This is a genomic window from Enterobacter cloacae complex sp. IR5450, from assembly GCF_049238665.1.
Taxonomy (GTDB): Bacteria; Pseudomonadota; Gammaproteobacteria; order Enterobacterales; family Enterobacteriaceae; genus Enterobacter; species Enterobacter hormaechei_C.
Map to the genome: position 1 here is coordinate 19,141 of NZ_JBMKIC010000010.1, position 20,573 is coordinate 39,713.

A 20,573-nucleotide genomic window follows, 5' to 3' on the forward strand; every position below is an offset into this window, starting at 1 on the left:
CCTCATTTAAAAAGGAATTGTTATGTCTTTACGTCATCTGTGCTCGCCGCGCCTGCGTGGGTCTCTGCTGTTGGGCTCTTTACTGTTTGCCGGTACGTTCCAGGTTCATGCCGCTGAAGAGATGTTGCGCAAAGCGGTCGGCAAGGGCGCGTATGAAATGGCCGTCAGCCAGCAGGAAAACGCGCTGTGGGTTGCGACGTCACAAAGCCGCAAAACCGATAAGGGCGGCGTGGTTTATCGTCTGGATCCGGTCACGCTGGAAGTGACGCAGGCGATTCATAACGATCTCAAGCCGTTTGGCGCCACGATCGATAACGCCACCCAGACGCTGTGGTTCGGTAACACCGTCAACAGCGCCGTGACGGCGATTGACGCCAAAACGAGCGAGGTGAAAGGGCGCCTGGTGCTGGACGATCGCAAGCGTAGCGACACGGTGAAGCCGCTTCAGCCGCGCCAGCTGGTGGCCGATGACACGACCAATACGGTGTACATTACCGGCATCGGCAAGGAGAGTGTGATCTGGGTTGTTGATGGCGCAACGCTGAAGCTGAAGGACACTATCACGAACACCGGCACGTTCAGCACCGGACTGGCGCTGGATGCGAAGGCAAAACGCCTGTATACCACCAATGCGGACGGCGAGCTGGTGACCATTGATACGGCAACCAACAAAATCCTCAGCCGTAAAAAAGTGCAGGATGACGGAAAAGAGCACTTCTACCTGAACCTGAGCCTGGACACTGCCGGCCACCGTGCGTTCGTGACGGATTCAAAACAGCCAGAAGTGCTGGTGGTGAATCTGAAAGATGGCAGCGTGATGCAGAAAATCGCCGCGCCAGAATCGCTGGCCGTACTGTTTAACCCGGCGCGTAACGAAGCCTATGTGACGCACCGCGAGGCGGGCAAGGTGAGCGTGATCGACGCCAAAACTTACAAAGTGACCAAGACCTACGATACCCCGGTTTACCCGAACAGCCTGGCGCTGTCCGCGGACAGTAAAACGCTGTACGTAACGGTGAAACAGAAATCAACCCGTCAGCAGGAAGCGACCCAGCCTGACGATGTGATTCGTATCGCGCTCTGATGTGGGATTTGCCCGGTGGTGGTGCGCTTACCGGGCATAAAAAAACCATGAAATGCAGGCCGGGTAAGGCGAAGCCGCCACCCGGCTTTTTTATTAACGCGACGTCTCTTCCACCAGTGGACCGTCCTGTTTGTCATCTCCAGGATGAACCGGTGCGGTACTGTGGATTTCATTCACGCGTTTACGAACGCCAAACCAGCCAGCAATCAACAGCACCGCCAGCAGCGGGATTGTGGCGATGGTGTAGGTACCGTTCGGGTAGTCGAAGGCCATCAGCACCAGCACGCTCAGCAGGAACAGCAGGGTAAGCCAGGAGGTCACCGGTGCGCCCGGCAGCTTGAAGCTGACGTCAGCCGCTTTTCCTTCTTTGATCGCTTTGCGCAGACGCATCTGACACACCACAATAAAGGCCCAGGAGGCAATAATGCCCAGTGCAGCGACGTTCAGCACAATCTCAAACACCTGAGACGGCACCAGATAGTTCAGGAACACGCCAAAGATATACACCACCAGAGTGGCCAGAATACCCGCGTAAGGCACCTGCTGCTTGCTCATCTTCGACATAAACTTCGGCGCAGAGCCCCCCATCGACATGGAGCGCAGGATACGGCCCGTCGAATAGAGTCCGGAGTTCAGGCTGGAGAGCGCGGCGGTCAGTACCACGATGTTCATGATGCTGCCCACGTACGGCACGCCCAGCTTAGAGAAGAAGGTTACAAACGGGCTTTGGCCCGCCTGGTATGCGTTCCACGGCAGCAGCAGAACCAGTAGCACCACGGAGCCCACATAGAACAGGCCGATACGCCAGATCACGCTGTTGATGGCTTTTGGCACCATCGTCTGCGGATCTTTGCATTCACCTGCCGCTGTACCGACCAGTTCGATGGAGGCAAAGGCGAACACCACCCCCTGCACCAGAACCAGCGCTGGCAGCAGGCCGTGCGGGAAGAAACCACCGTTATCGGTAATCAGGTGGAAGCCGGTTGCGTTACCGTCCAGCGGTTTACCGGTGCCGAGGAATACGGTCCCGACCACCAGGAAGATCACAATGGCCAGCACCTTAACCAGCGCGAACCAGAACTCCATTTCGGCGAACCATTTCACGCCGATCATGTTCATGGTCCCGACAATTGCCAGCGCTCCGAGGGCGAACACCCACTGCGGCACATCGCCAAACGCGCCCCAGTAGTGCATATACAGCGCAACGGCGGTGATATCGACAATACCGGTCATTGCCCAGTTAACGAAGTACATCCAGCCCGCGACATACGCGGCTTTTTCACCAAGAAACTCGCGGGCGTAAGAGACAAAGCTGCCGCTGGAAGGGCGGTGGAGTACCAGTTCGCCGAGCGCACGAAGGATGAAGAAAGAGAAGATCCCGCACACCAGATAGACCAGGGCGAGAGCGGGGCCAGCCATTTGCAGACGTGCGCCTGCACCTAAAAACAGACCTGTACCGATAGCGCCGCCGATGGCGATCATCTGCACCTGACGGTTGCCCATCGCCTTGTGATAGCCCTCTTCATGAGAGTTCAACCAGCGACGTTTCGCAGCATGATGATCGGCTGCGCTTTTATTGCTTGTTTTCATTGAGTTACCTGTTTGCCTGTCTGAACCATTAACGTGATAGTCCTGCCTGGCAGATGCCGAAACAAACGATTGCTTCTGCGCAGACACATGCTGCCTTTCCAGTCATTCTGTGTATGGATAAGGCAAAACATGGCGAGGCATCCTACCCGCAATTGATAAGCGACGCAAAATATAACCGTGCCGAAAGTGATGCACGTCGAAGGAAATCGTGTGGTCAGAGCAGACGGGGATCACAACGCGCTGAATCGTGGCGTTTTTTTAGGCAAAAAGGTCTGCGAATGCTGATTTAATCATCAGGTTTACTTAATAGTTACTTATAGGTAGAGACTATGTATGCCGCAGGGCTGCAATGAGTAATGCAAAGGCGGTAGTGTGCTGGCGGCGGCTCGGATAATACAGATGGTATCCCGTAAAAGCCGGACACCAGGCTTCAAGCACACCCACTAACCGGCCCTTAGCAAGGGCGTCCTGAACCGCATCTTGCGGAACATACGCCAGCCCCAGACCGTTTTCGGCGGCATCGATGCGCTGCGGCAGGCTGTTGAGGATCAGCTGGCCGTCAACCCGCACGCGCAGCTCACGTCCGTCCCGTTCAAATTCCCAGGCATATAATCCGCCGCGTGTGGGCAGGCGCATATTAATGCAGCGGTGCTGATCGAGCTGCTCCGGCGTTTTCGGTATGCCGAAACGTTGCAAATACTCTGCTGACCCGACAACCGCCATGCGCATGTCCGGCGCAATACGTACCGCAATCCTATCTTTCGCCACCTGCTCACCCAGACGCACCCCCGCGTCAAAGCGGCCATCGACAATATCAGTCAGCCCATTGTCCACCGTGACTTCAACGTTGATGTCAGGATACTGCGCCATAAAGGGTTTAAGCACAGGCCACAGCACCGTAGACATGGCGTGTTCCCCGGCGTTAAGGCGAATATTCCCGGCAGGTCTGTCGCGGGTATCACGCAACGCGGTGAGTTCCTGCTCGATCTCCAGCAGATGGGGGCTTAAGCGCCTAAAGAGTTGCTCGCCGGCCTCGGTAGGGGCCACGCTACGGGTGGTGCGGGTTAACAGACGGACTTCCAGCCTCGCTTCCAGCTTGCGCATTGCGTGGCTGAGTGCCGACTGAGATACCCCAAGCTGCGCCGCGGCGCGGGTAAAGCTGCGCTCCCGGGCGACGACCATAAAGGAAAGCAGATCGTTGAAGTTGTCTTTTAACATGGCGGCTTACTCGATTTATGAATTGAACTCATGGTTCCTTTCTGATTATGCACTCTAATGCTCCCCATGGCTTTACGCTACTGTTAACGCAACAGCAAACGAGGAGTAAATCATGAAAATTATCCGTAGCGGTTCGTTACCTTCCGTTCAGGGTCCAGAGGCCTGGTTTACCGGCAGCGTGCGCATTGACGCGCCTTTCCAGGCGACTGAACCGGCAAAAGTCGGTGGCGCGACCGTCACCTTTGAACCCGGCGCACGTACCGCCTGGCATACGCATCCTCTTGGACAAACGCTGATCGTGACGCAGGGGCGCGGCTGGTTACAGGAGTGGGGGAAAGAGGCGGAACCGCTGAATCAGGGGGATATCGCCTGGATCCCACCCGGCGTGAAGCACTGGCACGGCGCAAGCGCGCAGACGGCGATGACTCATATCGCCATCGCAGAAGCGGTCGACGGGAGTCCGGTGGCGTGGCTGGAGAAGGTCACCGACGAGCAGTATCCGAACGAGTAGTCTGGCGTTTCGTAAACAAATTATTAACGTTATGATTCGATCCGTTTTCTTCAGCATTTGCAGGCGGAACGGTGAAAATCAATATCATAGGTACCAGCGGAAGTGGGAAAAGCACGTTTGGCAGGCGAATCGCGGAGGCGCTGGCTATCCCTTACATTGAGATGGACAGGCTTTACTGGCGAGCGAACTGGCAGGGAACACCGGACGATGAGTTTCTTGCAACCCTGGAAAAAGCACTCGCCGCCTCGCCTGACTGGGTCCTGGACGGGAATTACAACCGCACACGCGACGTTAAGTGGCGCGACGTCGATCTGGTGGTGTGGATAGATCGTGGGTTTATCCGCACGCTCTGGCAAGCGGTGACGCGGGCCTCCAGACGCGCCTGGCACAAACAGGAGCTCTGGCCCGGCACGGGGAACCGCGAAAGCTTTCGTCGGTCGTTCCTTAGCAAGGACTCTATTATCATCTGGACGATCAAAACCTGGCGCAGCAACCGCAAACGCTATCAAGCGGATATGCAAAACCCGCAGTACAAACACATTCGCTTTCTCCGCATTACCCGACGGCAGGATGCCGAAAGACTCATTGCCTCGCTTAATTCACGCCGATGACAGACTCTCTATTGCCGTTTTCCGGCAATCCAAATGTAAATTAATTGTTTCTCAGAGGTGAAATCCGCCTTTAATAATGACGACATGTTAAGTCAAACGAGAACGCAACATGTCATGGCGAATCAGCATTCTGGATAAAAGCCCCGTCGCAGAACACGAAACAGCCGCCGATGCGCTGGCGCGAACCTTAGCACTGGCGCAGCAGGCAGAAACGCTGGGTTATCACCGCTTCTGGATTGCCGAACACCACAATACCCCGCAGCTTGCCAGCCCCTCGCCGGAGCTGCTGATTGCCTGGATCCTCGGGCAAACAAAGCGTATTCGCGTGGGTTCAGGCGGCGTCATGCTGCAACATTACAGCCCCTACAAAGTCGCCGAAAATTTTAACGTACTGGCCGCCATTGCGCCGGGCCGGGTTGATCTGGGCGTTGGCAAAGCGCCCGGCGGTCTGCCGCTCTCTACCCGCGCCTTGCAGTACGGCCTAAATCCGCAGGAGAAAGGCAGCTTTGCGGACCAACTGACGCAGCTTGATCGCTGGATCCGCCCTGAAAATCAGTCAGCGGAGGAGGACGTTCGCGCCACGCCGCTGCCACCGGCGCCTGCCCGGGGATTCCTGCTGGGCGCCAGTACCGAAAGCGTGCTGCTGGCGGCCTCCCTCGACTGGCATTTTGTCTTTGCCGCCCATCTGAATGGTGATCCTGAGCTGCTGCGCGAGGTCGTCACAGCCTGGCGTCAACACAGCGTCCGGGAGGTGATTGTGGCCGTGCAGGTCATTGTTGCCCCAACCCAGGCTGAGGCCGATGCGCTGGCGCAGAAGGTTGAAGTGTGGGGTGTGGAGCTGGCAAACGGACAGCGCGTCACCGTCGCCAGCGAAGAACAGGCCTACGCCTTTGCGCGGCAGGCGGGGAGTGAACCGGTGCGCATTGCGCGTCGGGCGCAGTCTCTGCTGGCCGGAACGGCGGCGTCGGTGCTTGAACAGCTTAACGCGCTGCATCAGCAGTGGGGGATTGACGAATTTATCATCGACACGCCGGTCGCTGATGGCGCAACGCGCGTGCAGTCCCTGCGACTGCTGGCCGAGGCGCGTCTTAACAGGGAGGTTACCGTATGAGCTTTAGCGAACAACTGATTGCCTGGCGCCGTGAGCTGCACCAGAACCCTGAGCTGTCCGGTCAGGAGGTCGAAACAACGGCCCGCCTGCGCGAGTGGCTGACGGCAGCCGGGATTGCACCGCTGCCTTACGATCTCCAGACCGGGCTGGTTGCGGAGATCGGCACGGGCAACCCACTGGTTGCGCTGCGCGCCGATATCGACGCGTTACCCATCGACGAGCGCAGCGGGGTGCCGTTTAGCTCCCGGCGTGCCGGGGTGATGCATGCCTGCGGACACGACATTCACACCAGCGTGATCCTCGGCGCCGCGCTAAAGCTGAAAGAGCGGGAAGCCTCGCTTAACGGTCGCGTGCGGATCCTGTTCCAGCCTGCGGAAGAAAATTTCGGCGGAGCGAAAAGCATGGTGCGGGCCGGGGCGTTACGCGACGTACGCGCGATTTTCGGAATGCATAACGAGCCTTCACTGCCGGTCGGCGAGTTTGCCACGCGCGGCGGCCCGTTCTATGCCAACGTCGATCGCTTCGTTATTCACGTGACCGGCAAAGGCGCGCATGCCGCACGTCCCCATGAAGGCAACGACGCCATCGTGCTGGCAAGCCAGCTGGTAACCGCGCTGCAAAGCGTAGCCAGCCGTAACGTCAATACGCTGGATTCGGTTGTTCTGAGCGTGACGCGCATCGCCGGGGGGAATACCTGGAATGTGCTGCCGGAAAGCGTTGAGCTGGAGGGCACGCTGCGCACGCACCGCACGGAAGTGCAGCAGAACGTGAAAGCGCGCGTCGGTGAAATCGCCGCCGGATTTGCCAGCGCCTTTAGCGCGCAGATCAACATCACCTGGTACGCCGGGCCCACCGCGCTGGTGAACGATGAGCACTGGGCCGTGTTTGCCACCTCGGTCGCGCGCGAAGCGGGATATGAAACCCGGCATGCGGAACTGCACATGGGCGGGGAGGATTTCGCGGTCTATCTGCAAAACATACCCGGCGCGTTTGTCAGCATTGGCAGCAACAGTCCGTTTGGGTTACATCACCCGGCATTTAACCCGGACGAAGCATTAATCGAACCCGCTGCCCGCTATTTTGCTCAGCTCGCGGAAAAAGCCCTGCAACACGTTTAATTAATTTGAGGTGAATATGACTGCACATCGTCAATTGCGGCTGGGGACCATTTTGCATGGTGCATCCGGTAATATGTCTGCCTGGCGCCATCCCGCGGCGGTCGCGGATGCCAGCATTAATTTTGATTTCGTTAAAGAAACGGCTTTAAAAGCAGAAGAGGGCAAGCTCGACTTTATATTTGTGGCCGACGGTCTTTATATTAACGAGAAATCCATTCCGCATTTTTTAAACCGCTTTGAGCCGCTGACGGTGTTGTCCGCGCTGGCGAGTATCACCTCGCGCCTGGGACTGGTCGGCACGTTGTCCACCTCCTACAGCGAGCCCTTCACCGTTGCACGCCAGTTCGCCAGCCTCGATCACCTGAGCAACGGACGCGCGGGCTGGAACGTGGTGACCTCACCGCTGGAAGGGTCAGCTAAGAACTTCTCACGTGAAAAACACCCGGAGCATGCGCTGCGCTACCGCATTGCCGATGAGTATCTCGACGTGGTGAAAGGACTGTGGGATTCCTGGGAAGGGGATGCCTTTATCCGCAATAAAGAGAGCGGACAGTTCTTTGATGCGTCGAAACTGCATACTCTGGATCACCACGGTGATTTCTTCCAGGTTTCCGGCCCGCTGAATATTGGCCGCACGCCGCAGGGACGTCCGATAGTCTTTCAGGCTGGCGCGTCCGACGACGGTAAAAAGCTGGCGGCAAAACACGCTGACGCCATCTTTACCCACCATGACACGCGGGAAGAAGCCCAGTCTTTTTACCGCGATGTTAAACAGCAGCTGGAAAGTCACGGCCGTCGCGCAGGGGATTTACATATATTCCAGGGCGTCAGCGTGATTGTTGGAAACGACGCCGATGACGTAGAAAACCAGTATCAAACTACGGCGGCACTGGTCTCCATTAATGATGCGCTGAATTACCTCGGACGATATTTCGAGCATCACGACTTCAGCCAGTATCCCCTCGACGCGCCGTTCCCGGATATTGGCGATTTGGGCAAAAACAGCTTCCGCAGCACCACCGATGAAATCAAGCGTAACGCCCGTGAGCGCAACTTAACTCTGCGTCAGGTCGCGCTGGAAGCCGCATCGCCGCGCCCGCGTTTTTCCGGCACACCGGAGCAGGTGGCCGATGGTTTACAGGCCTGGTTCGAAGAGAAGGCGGCGGATGGCTTCATCATTCAGGGTGGCACGCCGGACACCTTCCCGCGCTTTGTCGACCAGGTGGTGCCCGTTTTACAGGCGCGCGGCCTGTTCCGCACCGACTATCCCGGCACCACGCTGCGCGAAAGTCTGGGCTTAGACGAGCCCAAAAATCAGTTCACACAACAATAAAAGAGAAAAACGCTATGCAGAAATCATCGCTTATTCTGGCGCTTGCGCTGGCCTTTACCCCTGTCGTCTGGGCAGAGAACGTCAATATTAACGGCACCGGCGTGAGCATTGAGGCCAATAAAACGCCGATCAATACCGCCAAAAACAGCGATGCGATCGCGCAACTGCCGAAAGACTATCGCTTTGCCGTGCCGGGGAAATTTACCGTGGCGGTGGCGGGACTGAATCAACCGCCGCTGACGGTCTTTTCCGACGACAACAAAACTCTGCTGGGAAGTGAGGTCGACATCGCGCGTCTGGTAGCGGACAGCCTCGGACTGGAGCTGAACGTGGTGCCCACCTCCTGGGAGGACTGGCCGTTGGGGGTTGCCTCCGGGAAATACGACGCGGCTATCAGCAACATCACCGTCACTAAAGCGCGCAAAGAGAAGTTCGACTTCGCCACCTACCGCAAGGATTCACTTGGCTTCTACGTGAAATCCACCAGTCCGATCAACTCGCTTGTGAAGGCAGAGGATATCGCCGGGCTGCGCATCATCGTGGGTTCCGGCACCAACCAGGAGGCCATCCTGCTGGCATGGAACGAAGAGAACCTCAAAAAAGGGCTTAAACCCTTTACGCCGATCTACACCAAAGACGACGCGGCCCAAACGCTGGCGCTTCAGTCCGGACGCGCGGACGCCTACTTTGGCCCGAACGTGATCGGTGCCTGGAAAGCGGCGCTTAACGGTAAAACCAAACTGGTCGGCAGCGTCGATGGCGGCTGGCCGAAGGCAGCGCATATCGCGGTGACGCTGAAAAAAGGCAGCGGCCTGGTCGAACCGGTTCAAACCGCGCTGAACGGCGCGATCAAGAACGGAGATTACGACAAGGTGCTGAACCGCTGGGGGGAAGGCGTGGAGCGTATCCCCAGTTCCGAAGTTAACCCGGCGGGTCTGGGCGATTAAGGAGGCGCTATGCGCGAACAATTTCGTGACGTTTCGCCGGAAGATGCCGATCTTCAGCCCATTATCGAGGGGCTTTTTGGTGCATACGCCGCTCGTTACGGCGACTACTTTTCAAAGGATGCGGAAGTCGAGCTGACAGAGTGGTACCTGGCGCCGCAGGGGCTGTTTATCGTTCTGGAGCGCGATGGCGAGATCATCGCCACCGGGGCGTATAAGCCCTTCGACGAACATACCGCAGAGATCAAACGTATCTGGACGAATAAAACGCTGCGCCAGCAGGGGCTGGCCGCGCGCGTGGTACAGGAGCTGGAGCGCCGGGCGGTGCTGGCGGGCTACAGCCACATCTACCTGACCACGGGGTTTCGTCAGCCGGAGGCGGTGCGGCTCTATCTCAGCCAGGGGTATCAGCCGCAGTTCGATCTCAACCGCGACCCGGAAGAGTACAGCCAGCCGCCGTTCGACGGTCGGCTGCGTTTCACCAAGACGCTGATCCGCGAAGCGCTCAGCAAAACCGCATAAGGAGCGACGATGAGCAACGTTGAAACCATAAAAGTGGTCCCGGCACGTTATCCGCTGCGCGCTGCTGGCGCCGTGGTGGCGCTGTTTGTGCTGGCGGTCGTGATCCAGTCCGTGGCCTTTAATCCGCGCTGGGAGTGGGCGGTATTTGCCCGCTGGTTCTTCGACCCGGTGATCCTCGAAGGCGTCGGCCAGACGCTGCTGCTGACGTTGATAAGCACCGTACTGAGCGTGGTGATTGGCGGCATGCTGGCGCTGGCGCGGCTCTCGTCATCATGGCTGTTGAGCAGCCTGGCGTGGGGTTACATCTGGCTGTTCCGATCGCTGCCGCTGATCGTGGTGCTGATTATCCTCTATAACTTCTCCTATCTCTACGACACGCTCTCTCTCGGCGTGCCTTTTACCGGCATTACCTGGGGCAGCTTTGAAACCATCAACGTTCTCGGGCAGTTTTCTACCGCCATCGTGGGGCTGACGCTGGTGCAGAGCGCCTATACTGCGGAGATCATTCGCGGGGGCTTCCTTGGGGTCGACCACGGTCAGTATGAGGCGGCCGCTGCGCTAGGTCTGCCGGCGTGGCGTCGCACCGTGCGCATAATTCTCCCGCAGGCGCTGCGCACCATCCTGCCGTCCGGGTTTAACGAAATTATCAGCCTCGCCAAAGGGACGGCGATGGTGTACGTGCTGGCGATGCCGGAACTGTTCTACACGATCCAGATGATCTACAACCGCACCCAGGAGGTGATCCCGCTGTTGATGGTGGGGGCCGTCTGGTATCTGGTGATCACCACCGTACTGTCTGCCATCCAGCATGTTATTGAGCGTGGACTCGCCCGCAGCGAGCGCCGCTCCGCCGTAAACCAGAACCGGGCGGCGAGTCGCTCGCGTTCGGTCACCACTTCGCCAGCACAGGAGCCTGTTCATGCAAGCCTCTCCTGAAGGACACATTTCCATTACCGGCGTCAGTAAGTTTTTTGGCCGACATAAAGCGCTCGATAACGTCACGCTTGAGATCCCGCCGGGCTCCGTGACGGTGATCCTCGGCCCCTCTGGATCGGGAAAATCGACGCTGCTGCGCGCCATTAACCATCTGGAGCGCGTAGACGAAGGCTTTATTCAGATTGACGGGGATTACATCGGCTATCGCCGTCAGGGTGACAAACTCTACGAACTAAAAGAGAGAGAGATCCTCAAACAGCGCGTCAACGTTGGGTACGTGTTTCAGAACTTCAATCTTTTTCCGCATCTCACGGTGCTGGAAAACCTGATTGAAGCACCCATCGCGCATAAAAAGTTCAGTAAAAAAGAGGCTGTTGAAAACGCCTACAGCCTGCTGGATGTGGTAGGACTGCGCGATAAAGCCGATGCCTGGTCGCGTCACCTCTCCGGCGGCCAGCAGCAGCGTATCGCCATTGCCCGCGCGCTGGCGCTGCGCCCGCGCGTGATGCTGTTTGATGAACCAACCTCGGCGCTGGATCCGGAACTGGTTGGCGAAGTGCTGGACGTGATTAAAAAACTCGCCCGTTCCGGCACTACGCTGGTGGTGGTCACCCATGAGATCGGCTTTGCCCGGGAAGTGGCGGACCAGGTGGTATTTATGGTCGACGGTAAAATTGTGGAGCAGGGCAGCAGCGATGACGTTTTAAACCGACCGTCTCATCCGCGAACGCGCCAGTTCCTCTCAAAAGTGCTGTAAGGAGCGCAGATGAAATATGGACTCCTGGCGGGGCTGGTCTTCACGACGGCGAGCCACGCCAGCATTGATTTAAAGGCCAACGAACAGCCGCTGCCGGTGACGGTTGATCAACAGGCAGTGGCGAAAATCCCGGCGAACTATAAATTTGTTGAGCCGGGTACCCTCACGGTGGCGATTTCAGCCCTGAATTCTCCGCCGCTTGCGCTGCTGGCCAGTGATAACCGCACCCGTATTGGCAGCGACCCGGATATCGCCCGGTTGCTGGCGGGCAGTCTGGGGCTGAAGCTGAAGCTGGTGCCAACGGCGTGGGAAGACTGGCCGCTGGGGATCACTTCCGGGCGCTATGACGTGGCGTTGGTGAATATCGCCGTCACCGAGCAACGTAAGGAGAAGTTCGATTTTGCGACCTATCGCGTCGATTCCCTGGCCTTCTCGGTGAAATCCACCAGCAACGTACAGTCGATCACCAGTGCGAAAGATCTGGCCGGGAAAAAGGTGATTGTCGGGTCTGGCACCAATCAGGAGCGTATTCTGCTGGGCTGGAACGAAGAGAATAAAAAGGCCGGGCGCGAGCCTGCGTTGCCGGTTTACCTGACCGACGACGCCTCAGGCAATCTTTATATTCAGTCCGGCAGGGCGGATGTGTTCTTTGGACCGCAGTCCGTTTCGGCCTATAAAGCCGCGTTAACCGGCAAAACCCGCGTCGTGGGTTTAGGCCCGAAGAAAGCCTATGTCGCCACCACAACCAAAAAAGGTAATGGGCTGGTGTATGCGTTGCAGGCTGCGCTGGACGGTGCGATTAAGCGCGGGGAGTATCAAAAGGTGCTGGCGCGCTGGGGGGAAGCGGGCGAAGCGGTGACGTCTTCAGACGTTAATCCGCCCGGGATAACCTACTAATGGTGCTCTACACTTAGGGTTTTCATCCCTGAGGGGGCAACATGATCAAACTCTATGGCGTACCTGGCTGGGGATCGGCAATCAGTGAAGTGATGCTGACTCTGGCAGACATCCCGTATCAGTTCGTCAACGTGGACGGGTTTGACCAGCCCGGCCCGCAGCGCGAATTGCTGTTGAAACTGAACCCGCTGTGCCAGGTGCCGACGCTGGAGCTGGAAAACGGGGCGATCGTGACGGAAACCGCGGCGATCGCCCTGATGGTGCTCGACAGACGTCCCGACCTCGCGCCGCCCGTTGGGCAGGCCGAGCGCCAGCAGTTTCAGCGCCTGCTCATCTGGTTTGTGGCGAACGTCTATCCCACCTTTACGTATGCAGATTACCCGGAACGCTGGGTTCCTGATGCCCCGGAACAGTTGAAGAAAAACTGCATTGAGTACCGAAAATCGCTTTATCTGTGGTTCGACAGCCAGCTCAGCGCCTCGCCGTTTGCGTTTGGCAAACAGCTGACGCTGCTTGACGTCTATATTGCCGTTGCGCGTACCTGGGGTCCACGCCATGAGTGGTTTGCCACCAACACGCCTAATATTACCGCCGTCGCGGATGCCGTCTGCGCGCTGCCGGAACTGCACAAGGTGCTAAAAGCTAACGATATAATCTGATAACGTGGAACGCTCACCTATAAAAGGAGCCCTGCCCATGCCACACGTTGATATCAAATGTTTTCCACGCGATCTGACTGACGAACAAAAAACGGCCCTGGCGGCGGATATCGCCGAAGCGATCGCCCGTCATCTGAACAGCAAAGATCGCTCAATCTCCGTGGCGCTTCAGGAGATTCAGGAAGCTGACTGGAAGGCGCAGGTCTGGGATACCGAGATCGGCCCGAAACTGGATGAACTGATTAAGAAGCCCGGCTATTCGATGTAACTTGCCTGCCGGGTGGTGCAATATCACCCGGCGATCCCCATTTTTATTCCCTTTCGCAAAAATCGATAATAAAAACCATAACGATTCCGCTACAATTCATCCTTCCGAACAATATTCGTTAAATCAGCAGGTAAGCACTGCAACTGCACCAGATTAAGTACAAATTAGTAAAAGGATAATTTTTCCATGACAAAATTACCTCAGTTTTCACTCGCCTTTATTCATCCTCGTTACTGGCTCAGCTGGGCAGGCATTGCCGCACTCTGGTGCACGGTTCAGCTTCCGTATCCGCTGCTGTTAAAAACAGGTCACGGGCTTGGGCGTCTGGCCATGCGCCTGCTTCCACGCCGCGTGGAGATCGCCAGACGGAATCTTGAGCTTTGTTTTCCTGATATGAAAGAGGACGAGCGCGAGGGTTTACTTGAGCGTAATTTTGAATCGGTTGGAATGGGGGTCATCGAAACCGGCATAGCGTGGTTCTGGCCTGACTGGCGCGTGCGGAAACACTTCAGCGTGACCGGCTACGAACATATGGAACAGGCGCGGGCGCAAGGTAGGGGCGTGGTGCTCATTGGCATGCATTTTCTCACGCTGGAATTAGGCGCACGCATCTTTGGCATGCTCAACGCGGGTATTGGTGTGTATCGTCCCAACAATAATGCGTTGCTCGACTGGCTGCAAACGCGCGGTCGTCTGCGTTCCAATAAAACCATGCTTGACCGCTATGACCTGAAGGGCATGATCCGCGCGCTGAAGCAAAACGAGATCCTGTGGTATGCCCCGGACCACGACTATGGCAAAACGAATAGCGTGTTTGTGCCGTTTTTTGCCGTCCCGGACGCCGCGACAACTGCCGGGAGCTACATGCTGGTGAAAAGTGCCAGACCGGCCGTGATCCCGTTTGTACCGCGCCGAAAAGCAGATGGCACAGGGTATGAGCTGCTTATTCTGGAAGATATCAGCGATACCTTGCAGGGAGGCGATAAAGCGTCGGTGGCCACGCAAATGAACAGAGCGATTGAGCGCGCCGTGATGATGGCGCCTGAGCAATATATGTGGCTGCATCGCCGGTTCAAAACCCGCCCTGAAGGCCAGCCGGACCGGTATAAACGCAAAAAACAGGTCGCGTCTACTGCAAGAACCTTATCTGCCAGCGATATTTCGGACCGGTCGAGTATCCAGCAGTAGTCGGACAGGGCGGGTGCCGGTGCGCTCCGCCCTTTATAAATCCTGCCGCGCTGGATAGAATTACCGCATCCACATTGACGGGATGCCCCACATGACCGGAAGAGTCGATTATCATCTTGAAAAATACCTCCTTACCGAAGCCGGCGAGCCCGAACGTTTGACGCGCCAGTGGGCCGAGGTGATGCGCGAGTGTCATGACCAGAAATCCGGGGCAGAAGAGCGGCTGCGTCTCGCGCTGCTGAACGTGGATTATGTGACCAGCTTTGAGCTTCCCTTCCGGTTACTTCTTACCCGTGCACCGCAGCTGATTGATGGCATCAGAAATGAGTTCCAGCTCAGTCAAAAAAATGTCCTGTTCAACGGCAAGCGGTTTGGCTGCGTTTACAGCCTTAAACAGGATTTGAACGGCATACCAGATGAATTTACCTACCACCTGAAGACCCGTATTCAGCGGATCGATGCGTCCGGTGGTTCGGAAGTGCCTTACCGGCAAATCGCTCAGCAGGTGAAAGCCCCCCGCGAGCGCCTCCAGCTGGCGCTGGAACAGGGGCTTGCGGTCACCGCGCTTGACGGGCTTTTCTGGTTTGGCCTCCAGCGCATAGCCGCCGACGTGCAGCGGTTAAGGAAGACGGGGATGAGAATAGTGACGTCCGATACGGAGGTGTTCGACACCCTTACCGGAACAACACGGCGCATTCCGGTTTATCGTCTTGAGGACGCTGCCGCTACTTAGCCTGGAGCAGGATCGCCAGCAGTCCCGGAAAGCGGGCGTCCAGATCCTCTCTTCTCAGTGAAATCATATTCTCGCGCCCCTGCGGGCGCTGCCAGATCACGCCGCTGTCGCGCAGCACGCGCCAGTGGTGAGTCATAGTGGATTTCACCACCTCTTCCGGGCGCAGCGCGTTACAGCTCAGTTCGCTGCCGTCGGCCAGCCTGCGAATAATCGCTAATCGCAGCGGGTTGCCGAGGGCGAACAGCACATTTTCCAACACTATTTGTTCAGGTTCCGGGTGGTTTGGGATCATCGTTTTCCTGCGTCTCGCGTGAGATTGAGCTATATCAACAATAGGTCAACCGTTAAAAAATAGTTCGATAATACTCGTACAATGGGACTATTATAACAAACGAACGAATACGCGACCATCCCGGTCGTCACAAACCAGTCTTGAAGACTTAAGGAAATATCATGCCCCGACCCATTCCACTCGAACGTTATCGCAACATCGGTATCTCCGCGCATATCGATGCCGGCAAAACAACCACCACTGAGCGCATCCTGTTTTACACCGGGATGAGCCACAAGCTGGGTGAAGTACACGATGGCGCGGCAACCACCGACTGGATGGCGCAGGAGCAGGAGCGCGGGATCACCATTACGTCGGCGGCGGTAAGCTGTTTCTGGCCTGGTATGGACAGAGGCTTTGAACCGCACCGCATCAATATTATCGACACCCCCGGGCACGTGGATTTCACCATTGAGGTGGAACGTTCCATGCGTGTGCTCGACGGCGCGGTAATGGTCTATGACTCCGTCGGTGGCGTGCAGCCGCAGTCGGAAACCGTCTGGCGTCAGGCGAATAAATATCATGTTCCGCGTCTGGCATTCGTCAACAAAATGGACCGCCCGGGCGCAGATTTCTTCCGCGTGGTGCGGATGATGCAGGAGCGGCTGAAAGCCAATCCTGTCCCGATTGTGATCCCCGTGGGGGCAGAAGAACACTTCACCGGCGTGGTGGATCTCATCAAGATGCGCACCATTCTGTGGGACGATGCGACGCAGGGCATGGCATTTAGCTACGCGCCGGTGCCTGACGATCTGCTGAGTACCGCCCAGACGTGGCGAGAAAAAATGGTCTCGTCTGCGGCAGAAGCCAGCGATGAGCTTATGGATAAGTATCTTGAGACGGGCGAACTGGATGAAGCGGAAATCATCAAAGGACTGCGGATCCGGACTATCTCCGGTGAAATACAGCCCATGCTGTGCGGCAGCGCTTTCAAGAACAAGGGCGTGCAGCGCATGCTCGACGCGGTGATTGAATTGATGCCGTCTCCACTGGACGTGCCCGCTATTGATGGGGTAGACGAAGACGGACAGCACGCCGAGCGCCACCCAAGCGATGATGAACCGTTCTCGGCGCTGGCCTTCAAGCTGATGAGCGATCCGTACGTCGGCCAGTTGACCTTCATCCGCGTCTATTCCGGCATACTGCGTAAAGGCGACGCGGTGTACAACCCGGTGAAGGGCAAGAAAGAGCGTATCGGGCGCATCGTGCTGATGCATGCCAACGATCGCCATGAGGTGGACGAGCTGCGCGCAGGGGATATCGCAGCCTGTGTCGGGCTGAAAGACGTCACCACCGGTGACACGCTGACCGACCCGAATGCGGTGATCACCCTTGAACGGATGGAGTTCCCGGATCCGGTTATTTCGTTGGCGATTGAGCCGAAAACCAAGGCCGATCAGGAGAAAATGGGGATCGCTCTACAGCGCCTGGCGGCGGAAGATCCGTCGTTCCGCCTGCACACGGACGAAGAGTCCGGTCAGACGATTATCTCCGGGATGGGCGAGCTGCATCTGGAGATCATCGTCGACCGCATGAAGCGCGAGTTTGGCGTTGAGGCGAACATTGGTCGTCCGCAGGTCACCTACCGTGAAACCCTGCGTAAAGCGGTGAAAGATATAGAAGGTAAATTTGTCCGACAGTCCGGCGGGAAAGGGCAGTACGGTCATGTGGTCCTGAGCCTTGAGCCGTTAGCAGCCGGGAGTGGTTTTGTGTTTGAAGATGCCACCAAAGGCGGGGTGGTGCCGCGGGAGTACATCCCGTCGGTGGAAAAAGGGTTGCGAGAAGCCATGAATACGGGTGTGCTGGCGGGCTATCCGGTGGTGGATGTGAAAGCGACCCTGACGTTTGGTTCTTACCATGACGTTGACTCCTCGGAGATGGCCTTCCGCATGGCGGCGATCCTCGGCTTCAAAGAGGGCGCACGGCGGGCGGACCCGGTTATTCTTGAGCCGGTCATGCACGTTGAGGTGGAAACGCCGGAAGAGTATGCCGGGAACATTATGGGCGATCTCTCCTCCCGTCGCGGCCTGGTGCAGGGGATGGCAGAGCAGTACGGCAGCCAGATTATTCGCGCTGACGTCCCGCTGGCTGAGATGTTTGGTTATGCCACCACGCTGCGCTCGATGTCCCAGGGGCGCGCGACGTATACGATGGAATTCCATCATTTTGCGGAAGCTCCGCGGAATGTGGCGGATGAGATCATTGCGAAGCGTGTGAAGAGTTAATTAATTACACATGGTAGTCATTTGGCTACCATGTGTCTTTATTATTGCGACAGGGAGTTTATGCCTGTTACTTAATTAGCGTCGCCGATCGCACTTTCCATTTTCCTTGCTCTTCAACGAGACAATCTGCAATAACATGATCTTGCTTCTTACCAAATGCGACATAGACGTTTGTGCATACGGCGTCAAAATCAGAATGTAAGACGGTTACCTGATTCCAGTCATCTTCCCAGTCCTGCGCTTTGATAAACATATCCGCATCGGGCATATCTTTATCGTTACTGTCGCCAGAGTACATTTCTTTAATTGCTGCAATGGTCCCTGAGGCTACGTACTCGTTCATAATGTCTGGATTGAGTACGGGCGGTTTGTTCTGATCTAACTGCGCTATATACCATTGATTGAATTTAAGTGCCGCCTGACCCGGTGCATAAATATTTTCTGCGGCCGCGAGCGGAGACAGGGCGAAAAGTAAAAAGTAGAGTGGTTTCATTAATCATGCCTGAACAGTTCGTAATGAGGTTGTATGTTGCGGTAAGCCTGCCCAGGATACATGGTGCGTTGCACAAAATCGCTGATCCACTGTTGACCATCGTATATACAAACGTGACCGCTATCATGACCAACTATATTTTGGATAACTGCGACGTCACCAGCATGGGGTTGATCATATACCAGGTGAAAGCCTGCATTGACTAATGTGCGCCCCATATCTTTTGCCAGACGCGTGTTGGGGATTTTTAATCGACCACCCGCTCTGATCGCTTCTGTTACGTAACGAGCACAATAACCCGTGCTGCTGGGTTGCGCGTGTGATTTCGCATATGATATTGCGCCATCTTTGTTCCATGACATGGATATTTCCTTTACGAAAGATTGTTTATGCAACAGCTTCTGAAATATCCTCCGTTTAACATCGTCATGATAAACATAAAATGCCATAGAAATTTTATATAATTCATATGGGTATAATTAAAAAATCATTCCAGCGCCTTCACCATTTTCCCGCTCGCAACAAACGTACCCGCTCCCATGTGATGCAACGTATTCAGCTTATCCCCGTCAAACTGCCAGCGTCCGGCGACAAATGCGCGTTCATCCGCCGCGGCGGAAACCACTTCGCCAAACAGGGTGTCATATTTCTCTGCCGCAGAGGTGACAGGTAATAACCGGCACTCCATCCAAGCCAGACATTTTTCTTCTATAACCGGCAGGTCAAGCTCAGGGCCATAAATAACCGGGATCCCGTAGCAGTTAAATTTATCCTCGTCGCGCCCGCTGACGCTGCCGACCGCCCAGGTCCAGTTGGCTGCCGCCACGCCGGGGATCACAATGCCGAATTTCCCGCTGCGTTCGATCAACTCCCGTGACCACGCGCTTTTGTCTACCACAATCGCGATACGCGGGGGTTCAAATTCCACCGGCATAGACCATGCGGCGGCCATGACATTGCGACGATCGATGGTCGCATCCCGGCTGGTGATGAGCACGGTTGGACCGTGATTCAGAAGGCGGCTGGCGTGACGTAATTCAACAGGGCGAAAGTGGCTCATAGGATCTCCTCGTGTACACGATGAGTATGACGAAAAAGCACTTTTACGCATATGCAAAAGGGAAAATAGTTTATAAACAGGGGATATCACCTCCTGGAGCAAATCATGTCCCCATTTCTGAGTGCTTATTTTGCCCGCACGGGCTGGCAGCAGCCCGTACAGGTTAATATCGATACCCTGCGGGGGCTGCATTTACACCATAACTGCGCGATCCCCTTCGAAAATATCGACGTCGTTTTGCCGCGGGAAATCCATCTGGACGACGGGTGTCTGGTGGATAAACTGGTCACCGCACGTCGAGGGGGGTATTGCTTCGAGCAAAACGGCTTGTTTGAGCGGGTATTGCGCGAAGTCGGGTTTACGGTGCGCAGCGTGCTGGGGCGGGTTGTGCTGGCCAATCCGTCGCAGATGCCGCCGCGTACGCACCGGTTGCTGCTGGTTGAGCTGAACGGAGAGCGCTGGATCGCCGATGTGGGATTTGGCGGACAAACGCTGACGGCGCCGATTCGTTTGATCGCCAACGAGGAACAGGAAACCCCGCACGGGCGTTATCGTTTGCTGAGCGAGGGTAACGACTGGATACTGCAATTCCGCCATCACGAGCACTGGCAGTCGATGTACCATTTTGACCTGGCGACCCAGTACTTCAACGATTACGTGATGGGAAACTTCTGGTCGGCGCACTGGCCGCAGTCCCATTTCCGTCATCACCTGCTGATGTGTCGCCACCTGCCGGACGGGGGCAAGCTAACGCTGACCAACTTTAATTTTACCCACTGGCAGAACGGTCATGTGGAAGAGCAGATCCATTTGCCGGATGCGGAGGCGCTGTATCAGCTGATGCAGGCGCGGTTTGGCCTGGGCGTTGATGACCCGAAGCACGGCTTTACCCTGGCAGAGCTGACGGCCGTGATGGCGGGGTTTGATACGCATCCGCAGGCGGGGAAATAGCCCGGTGGCGGCTACGCCTTACCGGGCCTACGG

General features: G+C 56.6%; 21 protein-coding genes and 1 pseudogene. 16 read left to right on the forward strand and 6 right to left on the reverse strand.

Translation table 11 applies throughout. The annotated features are described in order from the left end of the window. Positions 1 to 22: 22 nt before the first annotated feature. Positions 23 to 1,084: a YncE family protein gene (locus ACOTYB_RS10300; RefSeq protein WP_220153855.1), complete on the forward strand. Its 1,062-nt coding sequence runs from the start codon at positions 23 to 25 to the stop codon at positions 1,082 to 1,084. A gap of 93 nt (positions 1,085 to 1,177) precedes the next feature. Here the strand turns inward: ACOTYB_RS10300 and ansP are convergent, their stop codons facing one another. Next, complete coding sequence (ansP, locus tag ACOTYB_RS10305) at positions 1,178 to 2,674, reverse strand: L-asparagine permease (protein ID WP_022648235.1); 1,497 nt, start codon at positions 2,672 to 2,674, stop codon at positions 1,178 to 1,180. A 327-nt stretch (positions 2,675 to 3,001) separates the two neighbouring features. Further along, positions 3,002 to 3,892, reverse strand: coding sequence for a LysR family transcriptional regulator (locus ACOTYB_RS10310; RefSeq protein ID WP_220153854.1), 891 nt, complete (start codon positions 3,890 to 3,892; stop codon positions 3,002 to 3,004). 112 nt (positions 3,893 to 4,004) lie between these two features. Here ACOTYB_RS10310 and ACOTYB_RS10315 point away from each other — a divergent pair, with 112 nt between their 5' ends. From ACOTYB_RS10315 to ACOTYB_RS10375, 13 genes and pseudogenes are all read left to right on the forward strand, one after another. Continuing rightward, positions 4,005 to 4,403, forward strand: a complete 399-nt coding sequence (locus ACOTYB_RS10315) for a (R)-mandelonitrile lyase (protein WP_023314200.1) — start codon at positions 4,005 to 4,007, stop codon at positions 4,401 to 4,403. A gap of 71 nt (positions 4,404 to 4,474) precedes the next feature. Beyond that, on the forward strand, positions 4,475 to 5,014 hold the full coding sequence (locus ACOTYB_RS10320) for a shikimate kinase (RefSeq protein WP_048240726.1): 540 nt from the start codon (positions 4,475 to 4,477) through the stop codon (positions 5,012 to 5,014). 109 nt (positions 5,015 to 5,123) lie between these two features. After that, positions 5,124 to 6,125, forward strand: coding sequence for an MsnO8 family LLM class oxidoreductase (locus tag ACOTYB_RS10325; protein WP_045342988.1), 1,002 nt, complete (start codon positions 5,124 to 5,126; stop codon positions 6,123 to 6,125). Then, positions 6,122 to 7,243: an amidohydrolase gene (locus tag ACOTYB_RS10330; protein ID WP_220153853.1), complete on the forward strand. Its 1,122-nt coding sequence runs from the start codon at positions 6,122 to 6,124 to the stop codon at positions 7,241 to 7,243. Before ACOTYB_RS10325 ends, ACOTYB_RS10330 begins: the two co-directional genes overlap by 4 nt. Positions 7,244 to 7,259: 16 nt before the next feature. After that, positions 7,260 to 9,523, forward strand: a pseudogene (locus tag ACOTYB_RS10335) (NtaA/DmoA family FMN-dependent monooxygenase). A gap of 9 nt (positions 9,524 to 9,532) precedes the next feature. Continuing rightward, the gene (locus tag ACOTYB_RS10340) at positions 9,533 to 10,042 is read left to right on the forward strand and encodes a GNAT family N-acetyltransferase (RefSeq protein ID WP_220153851.1); all 510 of its coding nucleotides are present in this window, start codon (positions 9,533 to 9,535) and stop codon (positions 10,040 to 10,042) included. 9 nt (positions 10,043 to 10,051) lie between these two features. Beyond that, positions 10,052 to 10,978 carry an amino acid ABC transporter permease gene (locus tag ACOTYB_RS10345; protein WP_003857005.1) on the forward strand — a complete coding sequence of 309 codons (927 nt, stop codon included), beginning with the start codon at positions 10,052 to 10,054 and terminating at the stop codon, positions 10,976 to 10,978. Then, the gene (locus tag ACOTYB_RS10350) at positions 10,962 to 11,735 is read left to right on the forward strand and encodes an amino acid ABC transporter ATP-binding protein (RefSeq protein WP_003857007.1); all 774 of its coding nucleotides are present in this window, start codon (positions 10,962 to 10,964) and stop codon (positions 11,733 to 11,735) included. The genes ACOTYB_RS10345 and ACOTYB_RS10350 overlap by 17 nt, the downstream gene beginning before the upstream one ends. A gap of 9 nt (positions 11,736 to 11,744) precedes the next feature. Next, complete coding sequence (locus ACOTYB_RS10355) at positions 11,745 to 12,632, forward strand: transporter substrate-binding domain-containing protein (RefSeq protein ID WP_003857009.1); 888 nt, start codon at positions 11,745 to 11,747, stop codon at positions 12,630 to 12,632. A 41-nt stretch (positions 12,633 to 12,673) separates the two neighbouring features. Further along, positions 12,674 to 13,291 carry a glutathione S-transferase family protein gene (locus ACOTYB_RS10360; protein ID WP_006810732.1) on the forward strand — a complete coding sequence of 206 codons (618 nt, stop codon included), beginning with the start codon at positions 12,674 to 12,676 and terminating at the stop codon, positions 13,289 to 13,291. Positions 13,292 to 13,328: 37 nt separating this feature from the next. Then, a complete protein-coding gene (gene pptA / locus ACOTYB_RS10365) occupies positions 13,329 to 13,559 on the forward strand; it encodes a tautomerase PptA (protein WP_032609265.1) in 231 nt (76 codons plus the stop codon). A gap of 186 nt (positions 13,560 to 13,745) precedes the next feature. After that, positions 13,746 to 14,747, forward strand: a complete 1,002-nt coding sequence (locus tag ACOTYB_RS10370; RefSeq protein WP_059370431.1) for a Kdo(2)-lipid IV(A) acyltransferase — start codon at positions 13,746 to 13,748, stop codon at positions 14,745 to 14,747. Positions 14,748 to 14,838: 91 nt separating this feature from the next. Next, positions 14,839 to 15,480: a hypothetical protein gene (locus ACOTYB_RS10375; RefSeq protein WP_023296669.1), complete on the forward strand. Its 642-nt coding sequence runs from the start codon at positions 14,839 to 14,841 to the stop codon at positions 15,478 to 15,480. On the opposite strand, the gene ACOTYB_RS10380 is transcribed toward ACOTYB_RS10375, so the two are convergent. Next, a complete protein-coding gene (locus tag ACOTYB_RS10380) occupies positions 15,473 to 15,772 on the reverse strand; it encodes an ArsR/SmtB family transcription factor (RefSeq protein WP_000612740.1) in 300 nt (99 codons plus the stop codon). The two genes, ACOTYB_RS10375 and ACOTYB_RS10380, sit on opposite strands and share 8 nt — an antisense overlap. A gap of 161 nt (positions 15,773 to 15,933) precedes the next feature. Here ACOTYB_RS10380 and fusA point away from each other — a divergent pair, with 161 nt between their 5' ends. After that, positions 15,934 to 18,036 (forward strand): elongation factor G, encoded by a 2,103-nt coding sequence (gene fusA, locus ACOTYB_RS10385; RefSeq protein ID WP_003857019.1) that lies wholly within the window; start codon positions 15,934 to 15,936, stop codon positions 18,034 to 18,036. A gap of 67 nt (positions 18,037 to 18,103) precedes the next feature. Here fusA and ACOTYB_RS10390 read toward each other — a convergent pair whose 3' ends face one another. The 3 genes from ACOTYB_RS10390 to ACOTYB_RS10400 all read right to left on the reverse strand — a co-directional run bounded on the left by ACOTYB_RS10390 (position 18,104) and on the right by ACOTYB_RS10400 (position 19,589). After that, the gene (locus ACOTYB_RS10390; RefSeq protein ID WP_220153849.1) at positions 18,104 to 18,529 is read right to left on the reverse strand and encodes a DUF3828 domain-containing protein; all 426 of its coding nucleotides are present in this window, start codon (positions 18,527 to 18,529) and stop codon (positions 18,104 to 18,106) included. Next, complete coding sequence (locus tag ACOTYB_RS10395) at positions 18,529 to 18,891, reverse strand: hypothetical protein (protein ID WP_038416106.1); 363 nt, start codon at positions 18,889 to 18,891, stop codon at positions 18,529 to 18,531. The genes ACOTYB_RS10390 and ACOTYB_RS10395 overlap by 1 nt, the downstream gene beginning before the upstream one ends. A gap of 125 nt (positions 18,892 to 19,016) precedes the next feature. Further along, positions 19,017 to 19,589 carry a flavin reductase family protein gene (locus ACOTYB_RS10400; protein ID WP_220153848.1) on the reverse strand — a complete coding sequence of 191 codons (573 nt, stop codon included), beginning with the start codon at positions 19,587 to 19,589 and terminating at the stop codon, positions 19,017 to 19,019. 105 nt (positions 19,590 to 19,694) lie between these two features. Here ACOTYB_RS10400 and nhoA point away from each other — a divergent pair, with 105 nt between their 5' ends. Next, on the forward strand, positions 19,695 to 20,540 hold the full coding sequence (gene nhoA, locus ACOTYB_RS10405) for an N-hydroxyarylamine O-acetyltransferase (RefSeq protein ID WP_045894438.1): 846 nt from the start codon (positions 19,695 to 19,697) through the stop codon (positions 20,538 to 20,540). The last annotated feature ends 33 nt before the right edge of the window (positions 20,541 to 20,573 follow it).

Bases quoted from the DNA above. Each gene is read 5' to 3' on its own strand.
- ACOTYB_RS10340 (WP_220153851.1), top strand. From the start codon at position 9,533: ATGCGCGAACAATTTCGTGACGTTTCGCCGGAAGATGCCGATCTTCAG.
- ACOTYB_RS10315 (WP_023314200.1), top strand. From the start codon at position 4,005: ATGAAAATTATCCGTAGCGGTTCGTTACCTTCCGTTCAGGGTCCAGAG.
- ACOTYB_RS10330 (WP_220153853.1), top strand. From the start codon at position 6,122: ATGAGCTTTAGCGAACAACTGATTGCCTGGCGCCGTGAGCTGCACCAG.
- ACOTYB_RS10345 (WP_003857005.1), top strand. From the start codon at position 10,052: ATGAGCAACGTTGAAACCATAAAAGTGGTCCCGGCACGTTATCCGCTG.
- fusA (WP_003857019.1), top strand. From the start codon at position 15,934: ATGCCCCGACCCATTCCACTCGAACGTTATCGCAACATCGGTATCTCC.
- ACOTYB_RS10310 (WP_220153854.1), bottom strand. From the start codon at position 3,892: ATGTTAAAAGACAACTTCAACGATCTGCTTTCCTTTATGGTCGTCGCC.
- pptA (WP_032609265.1), top strand. From the start codon at position 13,329: ATGCCACACGTTGATATCAAATGTTTTCCACGCGATCTGACTGACGAA.
- nhoA (WP_045894438.1), top strand. From the start codon at position 19,695: ATGTCCCCATTTCTGAGTGCTTATTTTGCCCGCACGGGCTGGCAGCAG.
- ACOTYB_RS10300 (WP_220153855.1), top strand. From the start codon at position 23: ATGTCTTTACGTCATCTGTGCTCGCCGCGCCTGCGTGGGTCTCTGCTG.
- ACOTYB_RS10375 (WP_023296669.1), top strand. From the start codon at position 14,839: ATGACCGGAAGAGTCGATTATCATCTTGAAAAATACCTCCTTACCGAA.
- ACOTYB_RS10360 (WP_006810732.1), top strand. From the start codon at position 12,674: ATGATCAAACTCTATGGCGTACCTGGCTGGGGATCGGCAATCAGTGAA.
- ACOTYB_RS10390 (WP_220153849.1), bottom strand. From the start codon at position 18,529: ATGAAACCACTCTACTTTTTACTTTTCGCCCTGTCTCCGCTCGCGGCC.
- ACOTYB_RS10370 (WP_059370431.1), top strand. From the start codon at position 13,746: ATGACAAAATTACCTCAGTTTTCACTCGCCTTTATTCATCCTCGTTAC.
- ACOTYB_RS10395 (WP_038416106.1), bottom strand. From the start codon at position 18,891: ATGTCATGGAACAAAGATGGCGCAATATCATATGCGAAATCACACGCG.
- ACOTYB_RS10355 (WP_003857009.1), top strand. From the start codon at position 11,745: ATGAAATATGGACTCCTGGCGGGGCTGGTCTTCACGACGGCGAGCCAC.
- ACOTYB_RS10325 (WP_045342988.1), top strand. From the start codon at position 5,124: ATGTCATGGCGAATCAGCATTCTGGATAAAAGCCCCGTCGCAGAACAC.
- ACOTYB_RS10380 (WP_000612740.1), bottom strand. From the start codon at position 15,772: ATGATCCCAAACCACCCGGAACCTGAACAAATAGTGTTGGAAAATGTG.
- ACOTYB_RS10400 (WP_220153848.1), bottom strand. From the start codon at position 19,589: ATGAGCCACTTTCGCCCTGTTGAATTACGTCACGCCAGCCGCCTTCTG.
- ansP (WP_022648235.1), bottom strand. From the start codon at position 2,674: ATGAAAACAAGCAATAAAAGCGCAGCCGATCATCATGCTGCGAAACGT.
- ACOTYB_RS10350 (WP_003857007.1), top strand. From the start codon at position 10,962: ATGCAAGCCTCTCCTGAAGGACACATTTCCATTACCGGCGTCAGTAAG.